This window comes from Streptomyces sp. NPDC002643, assembly GCF_053592555.1.
In genome coordinates, this window is the sequence record NZ_JBSFVY010000006.1 from 309274 (window position 1) to 323258 (window position 13985).

A 13985-nucleotide genomic window follows, 5' to 3' on the forward strand; every position below is an offset into this window, starting at 1 on the left:
TCCCAGGTCGTTACGTGGGGTGACGGGCTCCGGGTTTCCGGTCGTCCGTCGTCGTTTTCGAACCTTGAAATCGTAGCCGACACGGGTGGGCCGCCCGCTTCCCGTTTTACGGGGTGGGAAGCGGGCGGCCGGTGATCTACGGGGACCCGGGGGGCTACCGGGGGCTACGGGCGCCAGTCGGCGAGGATGCCTTCGTAGAGCTCGGTGTCCGTCAGTTCGAGCGGGGTCTGGCCGGCGAGGAAGTGGGACGCGTTGCCGGTCTTGAGCTTGCGGAGGTAGTCGAAGGCCTTGTTCTCCGGGTCACCGAAGGCGACGAAGGCGAAGTGGACCGCCGGGTGGTTCTCGGCGGCGTCCGCCAGGGCCTGGTTGGCGGGGGTCTTCGCGTCGGGGGCGCCGTCCGTCTGGAACACGACCAGGGCGGGTGCCTTGGGGTCGGCCGACTTCTGGTGCTGGGCGAGCACTTCTTCCACGGCCGCGTGGTAGCTGGTACGGCCCATGCGGCCGAGGCCGGCGTGGAGGTCGTCGACCTTGTTCTCGTACTCGGTGAGGGTGAGCTCGCCGGTGCCGTCGAGTTCGGTGGAGAAGAAGACGACGGGGACGGTGGCCTCGGGGTCGAGGTGGGCCGCGAGGGCGAGGGTCTGCTCGCCGAGGGCCTGGGCGGAGCCGTCCTTGTAGTACGGGCGCATGGAGGCGGAGCGGTCGAGGACGAGGTACACCTTGGCGCGGGCGCCGTCGAGACCTCGCTGCGCGAGGACGGCACCGGCGGCTTCGTAGGCGCTGCTCAGCCCTGCCCCCACAGCAGTTTTCCCACCCGCCCCACCCGTGCGGCTTTCGTCGTCGGCTGCGGGTGCCACCGGTGGGGCGCCTTCGCCGCCGGCGACTGCGGGTTCGGGGGTGGGTTCGGGCGTGGTGGCGGATTCGGGGGTGGAGATGGGTTCGGGTGCCGCTTCGGCTTCGGGGGACGCCTCGGGGGCGGCTGCTGCCGCTGCCGCTACCGGTTCCGGTTCCGGTTCCGGGGAGGAGGGGGCGGTCTCGGTGGAGGTGGTGGGTTCGGGTGCCGCTTCGGGTTCCGGGGAGGCGTCGGGGGCGGGGGAGATCGCCGGTTCCGAGGAAGCTGCGGGTTCGGGGGCAGCCGGGGTGGTGGGGGCTGCCTCGGCGGGGGTGGGCTGGGACGCCGACTCGGGTTCGCCGGCCTCAGCCGACTCGGAGGGCTCGGTCGACTCGGGGGATGTGGAGGGCTCGGTCGACTCGACGGTTTCCTCGGCCTCGGCGGCTGCCACTGCGGCTTCGGGCGCTTCTTCGGCGTCGGCGTCGGCCGTGGGCTCAGCGGTCTCCGTAGGCTCGCGCTCCGCAGCAGCCTCGGTCTTCGCAGCGGTCTCCGTCGCGGACTCGGCTGCCTCTTCGGGCTCAGGGCCGGCCGTGGGCTCGGGGGCGGCTACGGGCTCGGCGGTCTCCGCGGTCGCGTGGGCTTCCGCGGGCTCGGTGGTCTCGGCGGCCGTAAGGCCCTCCGCCGACGCGGTGGTCTCCTCGGCCACGGGAACCTCGGCTGCTTCGGGAGCCCCGGCGGCAGCGGGCGCTTCCGCATCCGCCGCAACGGGCTCCACCTCGGCCTCCGGCTCCCCGGCGGCCACGGCCACGGTCTCCGACTCGGCCTCGGCCACCGGCTCAGGGGCGACCGCGACCTCAGCCTCCGCCACCTCGGCGGCCCCGGCCTCAACCTGCGGCTCAGCCTCGGCAACGGCCTCAGGCTCGGAGCTGACCTCCGACTCCGGCTCGGAGTCGACCTTCACCTCCGGCTCGGCGTCAGCCACCGCGACCGGCTCCACAACCTCGGCCTCGGCAGCCACCACCGGCTCTGCCTCGGCCACGGGCGCCTCAGCCTCCTCGGCCTTCGGCGCCGCCGACTCCGCCTCGGCAACGACCTCGGCCTCCGCCCCGACGACGGGCTCGGCCTCGGCCTTCTCCCGCTCCGACGCCGCGTCGGCGGCAACCACCGGCGCCGCCTCCTCGGCCTCGGCGGCCACCGGCTGCGCCGGCTCCTCTTCCGCACCGGTCGCCCCCTCGGCCCCCGCCGCAGGCGTCTTCGCCTTCTCCTGGTCCTCGGCCCCCGGCGCCGCAGGCGCCGCCCCCGGCTCCTCCGCTCGCGGCTTCGGTACCGACACGTTGTCGAACGCCGCCGACACCAGCTCGTCGGCGACGGACGGCGGCGCCGACGTGGGCTCCGGCGTCGCGACAGGCTCGGTCGGACGGGCCTCGGCCGTGGTCGCTCCCTCGCCGGCCGGCGCCGGAACCGTCGGCTCGGCCTCCGGCAGGGAACCGGGCACGGAACCCGGCAAGGAACCCGCCTCCTGCGAAGGCACGGCGTCGCGTCCCTTGCGTGAGCGGCCGAACGCGTTCCGCAGGAGAGAGAGAATGCCCATGTGCGCAACCCTTCGCGTGAGTTGATGCCCGTCAATCCCTGGCCAGGACGGACACGTAAGGTTAGCCGCCACACGTGGCGATCTTGGGGTGGGGCGGGCGCCTTTCACTATCCCCGCCGCTCGGCGCTGTCAAGGGTGCCTCAACTGCCGCAGGTTCACCCCGTGTTCACTTCGCGGCCGTGTTTTCGAACGCGCGCGCCCCTAACGTCGCGCTCACACCAAAAGGACACATAAGACGACGAGCGAGGAGCGCGCTGTGCGCAAGCTGCTGCCGATGATCGGCTCGCATTCCGGCGGACGTTCCGCCATGACGTGCCGGTTCCGCTGTGGTGACGCCTGCTTCCACGAGGTCCCGAACACCAGCACCAACGAGTACGTCGGTGACGTCATCGCGAGCGCGCTCAGCCGCCGCTCGGTGATGAGAGCCGCCGCCGTCGTCTCCGTGGCCACCGCGGCCGGTACGGCGACGACGCTCGGCACGGCGATGCCCGCCGCCGCGGCCACCACCGGCACCACCGCCGCGACCGCCACCACCTCCAAGAAGCACACCAAGAAGGCCGCCCGAGGCCTCCGCTTCGACGCCGTCGCCCCCAACACCGCCGACGCCGTCACCGTCCCCGAAGGCTACGAGCAGAACGTCGTCATCCGCTGGGGCGAGCCCATCCTGCGCGGTGCCCCGGCCTTCGACCCGGAGAACCAGACCGCCGCCGCCCAGGCCGGTCAGTTCGGCTACAACAACGACTTCCTCGCCCTGCTCCCGCTCCCGGGCGAGCGCCACCGCAAGCTCCTCGTCGCCAACCACGAGTACACCGACGAGATCCTGATGTTCCGCGGCTACGACGCCGCCAACCCGACCCGCGAGCAGGTCGAGATCGCCTGGGCGGCCCACGGCCTGTCCGCCGTCGTCGTGGAGGAGGACCGGCGCAGCGGCAGCCTCACGCCCGTGCCCCGCCACCACCTCAACCGCCGCGTCACCGCCACCACCGAGTTCCGGCTGACCGGCCCGGCCGCCGGCTCGGACCTCCTCAAGACCTCCGTCGACCCGACGGGCACCAAGGCCCTCGGCACCCTCAACAACTGCTCCGGCGGCACCACCCCCTGGGGCACCACGCTGCACGGCGAGGAGAACTTCAACCAGTACTTCGCCAACAGCAGCCGCACCACCGACAAGCGGTACGGCATCGGCACCGGCGCCACCGAGCGCAAGTGGGAGCGGTTCGACAAGCGGTTCGACGTCGCCCAGGAGCCCAACGAGGTCCACCGCTTCGGCTATGTGGTGGAGTTCGACCCGTACGACCCGACCTCCACGCCGCGCAAGCACACCGCGCTCGGCCGGTTCAAGCACGAGGCCGCCACCATCCGGCTGACCGCCGACGGCCGTCCCGTCGTCTACTCCGGTGACGACGAGCGGTTCGACTACTTCTACAAGTTCGTCAGCAGCAAGCGGATGAAGAAGGGGTCGGGCCGCGCCGTCCGCGAGCACAACCTCTCGCTCCTCGACGAGGGCACCCTCTACGTCGCCAAGCTCACCGGTGACTCCCCGGCGATCGAGATCGACGGCACCGGCAAGCTGCCCGGCGACGGTGAGTTCGACGGCAGCGGCGAGTGGATTCCGCTGGCCACCGCCACCGCCGAGGGCGCCGTCTCCCACGTCGACGGCATGACCGCCGAGGAGGTCTTCGTCTTCACCCGTCTCGCCGGTGACAAGGTCGGCGCGACGAAGATGGACCGCCCCGAGGACATCGAGCCCAACCCGGTCACCGGCAAGGTCTACGTCGCCCTCACCAACAACTCCAACCGCGGTGTCGGCTCCAACGCCAAGGCGGACGAGGCCAACCCGCGCAACGCCAACAAGCACGGCCACGTCCTGGAGCTCACCGAGCGCTGGAACCGGCCCGAGAGCACCACGTTCGCCTGGCTGCTCTTCCTCGTCGCGGGCGACCCCGAGGACCCGGCCACCTACTTCGCCGGTTTCCCGAAGGACGACGTCTCCCCGATCTCCTGCCCGGACAACGTCGCCTTCGACTCGTACGGCAACCTGTGGATCTCCACCGACGGTGCCCAGCTCGGCTCGCACGACGGTCTGTTCGGCGTGGCGACCAAGGGTGAGCGCCGGGGTGAGCTGAAGCAGTTCCTCACCGTCCCGAGCGGCGCCGAGACCTGCGGTCCGATCATCACCGACCGCCGTGTCCTGGTCGCCGTCCAGCACCCGGGCGAGCTCGACGGCGCCTCCGTCGAGAACCCGAAGAGCACCTGGCCCGACGGCCCCGGCAAGATCGTCCGCCCGGCCGTCGTCGCGGTCTACCGCGCGGACGGCTGCGACATCGGCGTCTGAGGTACGACGAAATGCGGGCCGCCTCCCTTCGCAGGGAGGCGGCCCGCACTCATGTGGGGTCCGTGTGGCTCACGGGGCCAGGCAGCTGACGCCCGGGGCGCCGGCCGGGTCCAGGAGACCGGCCGGGTCGAGGAGCGCGGCGGGGTCGGCGAGCTCCGTTACACCGGCCGGGGCCTCGGTGAGGCAGGTGACCGTGCCGACCGGGTCCGGGATCGCGTTGGCGGCCGGGGCCATGGCGCCGGCGAGGGCGAGGGTTGCGAGCAGGACAGTGGCGGTACGCCGCATGGAGAACATCCCCTTGTCAGAAGGAAGGTGAAGAGGGTGGTTGGACAGTTCGATCATTGCCCCTTCCCTCCTGCGAACGCGCCCTCCGTCACTCGGGAGGGGATGACGTAACGATTCGCCGTGGGGAGGCACGTTGACCGGTTTGCCCCTTTGGGGCGAGCGGGTGCCGATGGCCGTGACGGTGTGGGGGTTACGCCGTTGTCGATGCCCCGGAGCGGGGACGGTCAGCGGGGCGAGGTGATCGCACGGGCCGCCGCGACCTCCTGCCGCAACGGCTCCAGCACACTCCCCGGCGGCCCGCTCAACGCCCGTTGGAACTCCGTACGGATGGCGAAGAGGCCCCGACAAAGCCGCCTGCGCATTCGCGCCCGCCCGGGGTGGGTTTCCGACGCCCGCCCGGCATGGGCCTCCGGCGCCCACCGGGCGGGGGTTTCCGAGGCCTGCCGGGCGGGGGCTTCTGCCGTTTTCCGTGGTCTTCTGCTGCCGACTACGGCCTTTCGCGGTCCTCTACTTCCTTCGATGAAGGGTGAGGTCGACGGTGAGGGCGACGTGATCCGTGCCGGAGAGTTCGCGGAAGCGGACCTTGTCGGCGGAGAAGTCCTCGGCCGATACGAGGACGTGGTCGATCTGGGCGCCGATCCTGGGGGCCGTACGGGAGGGCCAGGTCGGGGTGCGGTCGGCGTCGGTGAGCCGGGCGGCGTCGCTGAGCCCGGTGTCGAGGATGCTCCGGAAGGCGGCGTGGTCCTGGGAGGCGTTGAAGTCCCCGGCGATGACGGTCGGCGTCCGGGCATCGGCGGCGGCGTACGCGCGCAACGCCCCCAACTCCTTCCGCCAGGTGTCGAGTTGCCCCGGCAGCGGGGGCATGGGGTGGGCGAGTTGCAGCCGTACGGGATGGCCGTCGATGTCGGCGACGGCGCCGGGCATGCCCATGGTGGCGGGGATGGCCGCGCCGGCCTTGAGCGGGAACCGGCTGAGAATGACGGACCCCTCGGACCCGTACCCCTCGACGCCCTGCCGATAGGGATAGGCGGGCTTCTCGCCGCTCAGATCACCGAAGACGTCCCGGAGGGAGGCCAGACAGACGGCCTCGCACTCCTCCACGAACACGATGTCCGGCTTCTCGCGCTCCACGGCCCTGATGAGCGCATCGGTGCCCTGACCGAACTTCACATTGGACGTCATGACGCGAAGCTCGGCGATCCGCGCCCCGTCCGGCTCGGTCCGCTCCCCGTAGGGCTCGATGTACCAGGCGATCGCCCCGAGCAGTACGACGCCCCACACCAGCCCGGTCCAGAACCGGGCGAGGGCGGAGAGCAGCAGACCGAGGCCGACGGGGATGAGCAGCCAGGGAAGGAAGGCGAGCAACTGGGTGATCGGAGTGAACCCGTCACCGTCGAAGACGCGACAGCCGACGACCACGCTCACACCGAGGAGAAACAGCCCGGCGAACGCCTTCTTGCCCCCGTGCGTCCTTCGCCGCGCGGGGGCCTCCGGCCGCCCTTCGATGGTCGTGCTCTCCACGGGCCGTCCGGCCTTTCCGCTCGCCTCGCTGGTGATTGCTCCTTCACAAGGACGAGGTGGACGGGGTGAAGGTTGCGTGCGGCCGTGGTCACGTCACGCGATCGCGGTCACGGCCGCGCACGGCACGGTGGTCGGTCGGTGAGGCGTCAGGTCGGTCGGTGAGGCGTCCGGTCGGTGAGGCGGTGATCAGTCGGTGAAGGGGACGGCGCCGGCGGGGTCGGTGTGCCAGTTGGTGGCGATGGGCTGGTTGACGGTGACGGTGTCCGGGAGGTCGAGGGTGATGGAGTTGAGTTCGTCGCCGGTGACGGCGAGGTGGATCTGGTCGAACTCCCAGCCCAGGTCGTCGCTGGTGGTCTTGGGGTTGATGCCGGCGTAGGCGGTGGTGGAGCCGCCCAGGGTGATGCTCTCGCTGACGCTCTGCTCGGCGGGCGACACCTCGGTGTCGAGGGAGGAGCCGAAGGAGGCGGAGGGGTAGACGCCTTCGAGGGTGCAGGAGATGCCGGGCTTGGCCTGGGCGGCGACGAGGAGGTAGCCGCCCGCCTGGGTCTCCTCGCTGACGGTGAAGGTGAGGTCGTCGGTCACGCAGGCGGGGGTGGTGCTGGTGGTGTCGGCCGTGGCGGCGGCGGTCGCCGCGCCGGTGAGGGCGAGGGCGGCGAGCGCGGCGAGGGCGAGGCGGGCGGAACGGGCGACGAGACGCGAGCGCATGGAGATCTCCGTGGTGCGGTATCTGTGGTGGTTCGTCCAGCCGGTTGCTGGCATGACCGCAGCTTGTTCGGTGATCCGTCCTGCCCGCCACAGCCGTCGGCCACTACGGGACGCCGGAACACCGGAATGCGCCCTGACCAGCGCGAACGCCGACCTCCTGGAACGGCTGCCGGGACGTGGGAAGCCGACGATCTCCTGGGAGGGTCCCGGTGGGACGGACCGTCGGGGGCGGTCCCCGGTTCTCTCTAGCCCTGGGGGACGTCCTGGTCCTGGGGGATGTCCCAGTCCTGGGGGACGTCCTTGATGAAGACGATGCCGTCGATGGCGGGTAGATGGGCCGGGTCCAGAGGGGCGTAGCCGAACCAGGGGGAGGGGCGGGGGGTGAGGGGGGTGGGGAAGTGGGCGGGGGCGATGAGGATGTGGTCGCCCGGGAGGTCGTGGAGCAGGCCTTCGACGGTGTTCGGGGGCGGGGCGCCCACTCCTTGGTGGCGCATGGTGCCGATGGCCATGGCCAGGAAGGCGTAGTCCTCGGCCAGGTGGGTGCTGAGGACGGCGCCGGCGCTCCACCATTCCAGGGGGAGGCCGCCCATGCGCAGGGAGCTTTTCACTCGCTGCAGATGGGCGTTGTGGGCGTGGACCAGGACGGGGGCGCGGTCGGCCAGGGTCAGAAGGGTGTCGGCCATCATCCGGGAGCGCAGGGCGATCAGCCAGGTCAGGCGGCTCGGGGAGGGGGAGGCCATCCAGTGGTGGTAGCGGAGGAGGCCGGTCGCGGTGCGGGCGTGCAGACGGGCCCGGGTCCAGGCCTCGTGCGAGGTCGCGGCGATGGCGTGGGGGGTCTCGGCGTCGAGCAGGGCCGTCAAGTCGTCGGCGAGCAGGCGTAGTTCCCTGGCCGCGGGCGACCGGCCGATGGACCGGGTCGGGTCCGTCATCGCTGCGGGCTCGGTCCAGCGGGCGTCGGGGCCCAGGAGGCGGTCGAGGGTTTCGGCGGTGCAGGGAAGCAGGGTCTCGTCCAACCCGGCCTGCGTCGTCAGGTAGGTGTGGAGGGCGGTCAGGGCCTCGCGGGGGCTTGCCGCGGCCGTGATCTCCAGGGGGCCGTCGACGCCGGCGAAGCGGACCCGGTCGGACGCCGGGCGGCCTGCCGCCTCGGCCCGCTCGTTGTACGCGCGCATCCAGCGGACCAGTTCGCGGTTGGCGGCGGACGCGCCGAAGCCGTGGCTGAAGCCGTGCGCCATGGCCTCGTCGAGGGTGCCGGTGCCCGAGGTGACGTAGTCGTCCACGGTCAGGCCCTTCAGACAGTCGCTCTCGATCGCGATCGTCCGATAGCCCTCCTCCTCGACGAGCTGCCGGAACAGTGTGTTGCGCAGTTCGAGCGGGGCGTCCACACCGTGGGTGGGCTCGCCCAGGGCCAGTACGCGCGGCCGGGTCGGCAGCAGTTCCATGACGGCGGCGGCGTCGACGGCATGGGTGGTGTCCTTGATGTCGGTAGCCATGCCTTCAACGCTATCGTTGAACCTTCGGTGGAAACTTTGGCGAGACTTCGGTGAGGAATACGGCTGCGTCATGGGGCGGAACCTTCAAAGCGGGGTGCGGCTGCGGCCGGTCGATCTGGCGCGCGGGCAGGGGCTGTCCACCCAGGCCGTCCGCAACTACGAGGAGGCCGGCATCCTCCCGCCCGCCGCCCGCACACCCTCCGGCTACCGCAGCTACACCCCCCTGCACGCGGCGGCCCTGCGCGCGTTCCTCGCCCTGGTGCCGGGCCACGGCCATCAGACGGCCGCCTCGATCATGCGGGCGGTGAACCAGGGAGAGGGGGAGGGGGAAGGGGACGGGGAGGGCGCGGCCGAGGAGGCGTTTCGGCTGATCGATGAGAGCCATGCCCAACTGCTCGCCGACCGGCAGACCCTCCGGGCCGTCGAGAGCGCCCTCCGTGAGCTGGGGGCGACCGGGCCTGCTGGGCCTGCCGTGCCTACGGGGCCCACGGGGCGCCCCTGGCCCACCGCGGCCACGGGCCGCCCACGGCCCACCGCGCCCACTCCCGCGTTCGCGTCGGGTGCCGTGTCCGGGAGCGGCGGTACGTTCATCGGGCCGCTCGCCGGGCAACTCGGCGTACGGCCCGCGACGTTGCGCACATGGGAGCGGGCCGGGTTGGTGTGCCCACGACGTGACCCGCTGACCGGCTACCGGGTCTACGACGAGGCCGACGTCCGCGACGCCCGGCTGGTCCACCAGCTCAGACGGGGCGGATATCTGCTGGAACAGATCGCCCCGCTGATCGCCCAGGTGCGCGCGGCCGGAGGCCTGGAACCGCTGGAGGCCGCGCTCTCCGACTGGCGCGCCCGACTGTCCGCCCGGGCCCGCGCGATGCTCAACGGGGCCGCCGAACTGGAGACGTACCTCCGCGAACGCGAACGCGGATGACCCCTGTGGGGCGCGTGCCCGCCGCCTACGTCATCGGCTCGTGCTCGGGATCGCGCGAGGTCGCCAGCGCCCACATCACGAAGACGGCCATCGCGATACAGATCACCGACCACACCGGGGCGTACGGCAGGAACATGAAGTACTCGATGGCGAAGAGGGAGGCGATGGCGATGCCCACCCCTCGGGCCCAGTCCTTGTGCTGGAGGATGCCCCAGCCGGTCACGGTGGCGACGACGCCCATCACCACGTGAATCCAGCCCCATGTGGTCAGGCTGAACTCGAAGACGTAGTCGCCGATCGTCGTGTAGACGTCGTCCGTGGCGATCCCGGCGATGCCGTTGAGGATGCCCACGACGCCGCCGACCATCAGCAGGACACCGGCGAACACCGTGCCCCCGAGGGCCCACGACGAACCCGAGTACTTCGCGTAGGAGGGCGTCGGGGTCGGGATGGTCTGGCCGGAGGACTGCGGGTTCTCGCGCGGAGTGGTGCCGTGCTGCGCCATGGGGGCCTCCTCGGGCGGATCGGTCCTGGGACGGCTCGTGTGAGTCCCTGGGACGGACTGACAGCTCATCCGCATGCTCGCGCCGGAGGAGGAGGGGTGCATCAGGGGTGGGCTGAACGGGTGAACTCCGGGCGGCGGGGTTTGGGCCGCCCCGAGGGGGAGGTCAGCTCGCCGGTTGGGCGTCCACGCTGGTCAGGAAGGCGGCCAGGGCCTTGTTGAAGGCTTCCGGGCGCTCCAGGTTCGGGAGGTGGGCGGCGTCCCGGACGACCTCGACGGTGGAGTCGGGGAGGGCCGCGTGCATGGCCTCGGCGTCCCGTACGGGCGTGTACTCGTCGTCGGCGCCCACGATCACCAGGGCCGGGACGGTGACCCGGGTGAGCAGCGCGCGGTAGTCGGGGCGTTCCGCGCGGCCGCGCAGGGCCGCCGCCGCGCCCTCGGGGTCCGTGCTCGTCATCATGCGGTGGACATGCGCCGCGACCCGCGCGTCCGCGTACGGCGCGACCATCTTGTACAGGACCTCGTCCGCGTACCCGGCCATCCCCTCCCGCAGCAGACGGTCCGCCATCGCGTTCCGGGTGCGCCTGCCCTCCTCCGTCTCGGCGGTCGGGAAGGTGTCGGCCAGGACCAGGCCCCGGATGCGCCCCGGGAAGAGCCGGTAGCACTCCATCGCTATCTGGCCGCCCATCGACAGGCCCGCGAGGACGAACTCGTCGACCCCGATGTCGTCCAGGAGCGCCCGGACGTCCTCGGCGAAGGTCGACAGCGGTGTGAGGCCGGGGACGACGGGGGACTCGCCGTAGCCGCGCAGGTCGGGCGCGATCACGCGGCGGGTCGTGGAGAACTCCGCGATCTGGGGGCGCCACATCGTGCGGTCGAAGGGGTGGCCGTGGATCAGGACGAGGGGGAGGGGGACCGGGTTCGCCGGGTGCGGAGTTGGGCTTTCAGAGCCTTTGTCCTCATGTGCGAGGAAGGGAGTCATGGACACGACCCTAGGGCGACTCGATTTCTCGGTGCAATGGAAACTTTGCCCTCGGTGCAATGTCGTGGAAGGGCGTGTTCGGGGGCGTGTGGCGGAGCTGCTGGATGAGCGGAGGGGGCTTGATGGCGCGTCTAGAGGGTGGGGGAGGCGGTCGGGGTGAAGAGGGTGATGGATGAGGGGAGCCGCAGGGTGAGGGGAGCCGCAGGGTGACGACGAGGGTGAGGCGTGGGCGTGGGTGACTATCGGCGGATCGCTGACCGGATCGCTGAGGAGATCGCCGCCGGGCGGTTGAAGCCGGGGGACCGGTTGCCGCCGCAGCGGGTGTTCGCCCGGCGGCGGGGGATCGCGGGGTCCACGGCGGGCCGGGTGTACGGGGAGCTGGTGCGGCGGGGGCTGGTGGTGGGGGAGGTGGGGCGCGGGACCTTCGTACGGGCGTCGCCCGCCGTGGCACAGGGGCGGGCCCTGGCCGAGGCGGTCTCCTCGGTGCCGGTGAACCTCGAACTCAACTACCCGTCCGTGGCCGGGCAGGAGCAGCTGCTCGCCGGCGGGCTCGTGCCGTTGCTGCGGGCGGATGTGCTGGGCGAGGCGACCCGTACGGCCGCCGCCGACGGGACGCTCGCGGCACGGGAGGCGGTGGCCGAGCTGCTCACCCTGCCGGGCGCGGGCGGGGTTTCCGGTGAGGGCGCCCGGGGGTGGCGGCCGGGGGCCGAGCGGATTCTGTTCGCCGGGAACGCCCGGCAGGCCATCGCCGGGGCCTTCGCCCACCTCGTACGCCCCGGTGGGCGGGTCGGCGTGGAGGCGCTCACGTATCCGCTGGTCAAGGAGATCGCGGCGCGGCTGGGGGTGGTGCTGGTGCCGCTCGCGATGGACGGGGACGGGGTGCGGCCGGAGGCCGTGGCCGCCGCGCATCGGGCGGCGCCGCTGTCGGCGGTGTATGTGCAGCCGACCCTGCACAATCCGACGTCCGTGACGATGGGGACGCGGCGCAGACGCGAACTCGCCGATGTCGTGAGGGAGTTGGACCTCGCGGTGATCGAGGACCGGATCTGGGCGTTTCTCGAAGAGGGCGAGGGGGCGTTGCCGCTGGCCGCCTACGCGCCGGAGCGGGTCTACGTCGTCGACGGGCTGTCCAAGCGGGTGGTGCCCGGGCTGACGTTGGGGTTCGTGGTGGTGCCGGAGGGGCGCGGCGAAGGGATGGGGGCGGCCCTGCGGTCCGGGGGGTGGACGGCGGGGAGGTTCGCCCTGGAGGCGGGCGTGCGGTGGATCGTGGAGGGGACCGTGGCGCGGCTGGTCGCGGCGAAGCGGAAGGACGCGGCCGCGCGGCAGCGGCTGGTGAGGGAGGAACTCGGCGAGTTCGCGGTGCGCGGCGACGCCCGGTCGTACTACGCGTGGTGGGAGCTGCCGGAGGGGTGGCGGGCGGACGCGTTCCGCGGCGCGGCCCTGGAGCGGGGGGTGGCGGTGACAGCGGGGACGGTGTTCGACGTGCCGGTGGTGGGGGCCGCGAGGAGACGGAGGGCCGGCGGGCCGGGGGCGAGCGGGCTGGGGGCCAGTGGGCCAAGGGCCGACGGGCGAGGGGCCGACGGGCGAGGGGCCGACGGCCGGACTCCGGGGTCCGGCGGCTCGGGGACTCACCGTCCGGGGGCTCACGGCCCGGAGGCTTATGGCCCGGAGGCTCATGGCCCGGGAGCTCACGGTCGTCCGGCCGGAGCGCCCACCCTTTCCGCCACAGTGCCCGCACCTTCCGCCGGAGTACCCATCGACCCCGCCGGACGCCCCACCGATCCCGCCGGTGCGCGCACCGTACCCACCGTTCCCCCCGGAGGGTTCACCGTTCCCCCCGCCGACTGCGTCAGGCTTGGACTCGCGTCGGCTCCTCTGCCGGAGTTGGCGGCGGCGCTGCGGACACTCGCCGACATCGCCCGATCCGGCCCATGAGCCAGGCGGTCGCCGCGACCGCCAGACCGAGCGCCAGCAGACTCCAGGTCACCGTGCGGAGGGTGGCCGTGAGCGTGTCGTAGATGGCGCCGGCCGCGGCGGGCGAGACGCCGGGCGGCAGGTCGGTCAGCGTCAGATGGCGGCCCAGGGCCACGGCCATACCGAGCGAGGCGCCGCCCAGGGCCGTGCCGAGGCCCGTCGCGCAGATCGCCCGGCGACGGTGGGTGGCGAGGAGAATGCCCCCGGCGGCCAGCGCGAACGCGCCCACCGGGAGCCAGAAGGCGGCTACTTCCAGCACGCGATATCCCTTCCGCAGCCGGACCAGTTCGTCGGCCGACAGCACGGTGAACTCGGTGTGCGCCACCGGGATGCGATGGGCGAACGGAACGTGGTCGCGGACGAGTTGGCGTCTGACGCGTTCGCCGACGGGGGCGAGGTCCAGGGTCACCGGGGCCGCCGCCTCGCTTCCGGCGGCGCCGTCCTCGCGCACCGCCCCCAGGACCGCGTCGTGCGCCGCCCGGTTCACGGTGTGCCAGGCCGCGCGGAACGCCTCAGTCTGCGTGAACGACCGCGCCGCCTCGTGCGTGAACTCCCGCACCGGGTCCCGCAGCGGCGGCCCCACCCGGACCTCCCGCAGAATCCCCTCGGCCACCGCGTCCGCCAGCGCCTCCCGTACGTCCGGGTCGGCCGCCAGGGGCGCCGTCACCGCCTCGTACCGCTCCCGGTTCCCGATCTCGTACGTCGCCCACAGCGCCAACGCGCCCACCGGCATCAGCAGGCAGGCGAGTACGGTCAGCGCGACGGACACGACGCCGCGAACACGTTGGAGCACCCCTTCAGGCAAGGGCCCCCACGGCCCCGGCGCGACCGCTGCGACCACCG

Annotated in this window: 10 protein-coding genes and 1 pseudogene; 3 read left to right on the forward strand and 8 right to left on the reverse strand. The window is 72.4% G+C overall.

The features are described from left to right. Positions 1–164: 164 nt before the first annotated feature. A complete protein-coding gene (locus tag ACWD4G_RS12010) occupies positions 165–2420 on the reverse strand; it encodes a VWA domain-containing protein (RefSeq protein ID WP_451292554.1) in 2256 nt (751 codons plus the stop codon). A gap of 256 nt (positions 2421–2676) precedes the next feature. Between ACWD4G_RS12010 and ACWD4G_RS12015 the strand changes: the two genes are divergently transcribed. Further along, positions 2677–4755, forward strand: a complete 2079-nt coding sequence (locus tag ACWD4G_RS12015; RefSeq protein WP_451292555.1) for a PhoX family protein — start codon at positions 2677–2679, stop codon at positions 4753–4755. A 69-nt stretch (positions 4756–4824) separates the two neighbouring features. On the opposite strand, the gene ACWD4G_RS12020 is transcribed toward ACWD4G_RS12015, so the two are convergent. The 4 genes from ACWD4G_RS12020 to ACWD4G_RS12035 all read right to left on the reverse strand — a co-directional run bounded on the left by ACWD4G_RS12020 (position 4825) and on the right by ACWD4G_RS12035 (position 8756). Next, entirely contained in the window at positions 4825–5097 is a 273-nt protein-coding gene (locus ACWD4G_RS12020) for a hypothetical protein (protein WP_451292556.1), read from the reverse strand. Between the two features lie 450 nt (positions 5098–5547). Next, a complete protein-coding gene (locus tag ACWD4G_RS12025; RefSeq protein ID WP_451292557.1) occupies positions 5548–6561 on the reverse strand; it encodes an endonuclease/exonuclease/phosphatase family protein in 1014 nt (337 codons plus the stop codon). Positions 6562–6747: 186 nt separating this feature from the next. Further along, on the reverse strand, positions 6748–7320 hold the full coding sequence (locus tag ACWD4G_RS12030; RefSeq protein WP_451292558.1) for a hypothetical protein: 573 nt from the start codon (positions 7318–7320) through the stop codon (positions 6748–6750). Positions 7321–7511: 191 nt separating this feature from the next. Continuing rightward, the gene (locus ACWD4G_RS12035) at positions 7512–8756 is read right to left on the reverse strand and encodes an erythromycin esterase family protein (protein WP_451292559.1); all 1245 of its coding nucleotides are present in this window, start codon (positions 8754–8756) and stop codon (positions 7512–7514) included. A gap of 70 nt (positions 8757–8826) precedes the next feature. Here ACWD4G_RS12035 and ACWD4G_RS12040 point away from each other — a divergent pair, with 70 nt between their 5' ends. Continuing rightward, positions 8827–9684, forward strand: coding sequence for a TioE family transcriptional regulator (locus tag ACWD4G_RS12040; protein ID WP_451292560.1), 858 nt, complete (start codon positions 8827–8829; stop codon positions 9682–9684). A gap of 25 nt (positions 9685–9709) precedes the next feature. On the opposite strand, the gene ACWD4G_RS12045 is transcribed toward ACWD4G_RS12040, so the two are convergent. Together ACWD4G_RS12045 and ACWD4G_RS12050 are read right to left on the reverse strand one after the other, a co-directional pair. Beyond that, the gene (locus ACWD4G_RS12045) at positions 9710–10189 is read right to left on the reverse strand and encodes a DUF7144 family membrane protein (protein ID WP_451292561.1); all 480 of its coding nucleotides are present in this window, start codon (positions 10187–10189) and stop codon (positions 9710–9712) included. 163 nt (positions 10190–10352) lie between these two features. Beyond that, a complete protein-coding gene (locus ACWD4G_RS12050) occupies positions 10353–11168 on the reverse strand; it encodes an alpha/beta fold hydrolase (protein WP_451292562.1) in 816 nt (271 codons plus the stop codon). 231 nt (positions 11169–11399) lie between these two features. On the opposite strand from ACWD4G_RS12050, the pseudogene ACWD4G_RS12055 reads away from it, so the two are divergent. Further along, positions 11400–12653, forward strand: a pseudogene (locus tag ACWD4G_RS12055) (aminotransferase-like domain-containing protein); the annotation flags it as partial. A 364-nt stretch (positions 12654–13017) separates the two neighbouring features. On the opposite strand, the gene ACWD4G_RS12060 reads toward ACWD4G_RS12055, so the two are convergent. Beyond that, entirely contained in the window at positions 13018–13935 is a 918-nt protein-coding gene (locus ACWD4G_RS12060; protein WP_451292563.1) for a hypothetical protein, read from the reverse strand. Between the last annotated feature and the right edge of the window lie 50 nt (positions 13936–13985).

Excerpts from the sequence above, each read along its gene's own strand:
- ACWD4G_RS12010 (WP_451292554.1), bottom strand. The coding sequence starts at position 2,420 with ATGGGCATTCTCTCTCTCCTGCGGAACGCGTTCGGCCGCTCACGCAAG.
- ACWD4G_RS12020 (WP_451292556.1), bottom strand. The coding sequence starts at position 5,097 with ATGATCGAACTGTCCAACCACCCTCTTCACCTTCCTTCTGACAAGGGG.
- ACWD4G_RS12030 (WP_451292558.1), bottom strand. The coding sequence starts at position 7,320 with ATGCCAGCAACCGGCTGGACGAACCACCACAGATACCGCACCACGGAG.
- ACWD4G_RS12035 (WP_451292559.1), bottom strand. The coding sequence starts at position 8,756 with ATGGCTACCGACATCAAGGACACCACCCATGCCGTCGACGCCGCCGCC.
- ACWD4G_RS12040 (WP_451292560.1), top strand. The coding sequence starts at position 8,827 with ATGGGGCGGAACCTTCAAAGCGGGGTGCGGCTGCGGCCGGTCGATCTG.
- ACWD4G_RS12045 (WP_451292561.1), bottom strand. The coding sequence starts at position 10,189 with ATGGCGCAGCACGGCACCACTCCGCGCGAGAACCCGCAGTCCTCCGGC.
- ACWD4G_RS12050 (WP_451292562.1), bottom strand. The coding sequence starts at position 11,168 with ATGACTCCCTTCCTCGCACATGAGGACAAAGGCTCTGAAAGCCCAACT.